This is a genomic window from Marinobacterium weihaiense, assembly GCF_019061305.1.
GTDB lineage: Bacteria > Pseudomonadota > Gammaproteobacteria > Pseudomonadales > Balneatricaceae > Marinobacterium > Marinobacterium weihaiense.
The window spans coordinates 1-401 of sequence record NZ_JAHQZT010000088.1 but is presented as its reverse complement, the minus strand read 5'-3'; the positions used below and the strand labels follow the sequence as shown (position 1 = coordinate 401).

General features: G+C 54.9%; 1 protein-coding gene. It reads left to right on the top strand.

The features are described from left to right. The coding region (locus KTN04_RS16725; protein WP_217336350.1) for an ISAs1 family transposase at window positions 1–378 on the top strand (378 nt) is incomplete at its 5' end. Window positions 379–401: the final 23 nt, after the last annotated feature.

Genomic DNA, 401 nt, shown 5'->3' with positions numbered 1-401 from the left:
GAGGTTGAGGATTTACCCAACTGGCCCGGTTTGAAAACGGTCGGAATGGCGACGCGCTACAGCCTCAGCAAAGAGGGACAGGAGATGCTGGAGCATCGGTACTACATCAGCTCGGCTGTACTCAGCGCAGAAGACTTTGCACAGAGCGTGCGCAGCCACTGGGATGTTGAGAATCGCTTGCACTGGGTACTGGATGTTGCGTTTCGAGAAGATGCCTGCAAGATCAACCGGGGCCACAGTGCCAATAACCTGGCGACGCTACGTCATGTTGCCGCTAACCAACTGCGCCGTGAAACCACCAAAAAGGCCGGTATTCGGCGCAAACAGCGGATGGCTGCCATGGACATTGAGTACATGGAGAGGGTGATACATGCTTAAAAAATGTTCACGCTCTCGCCCTG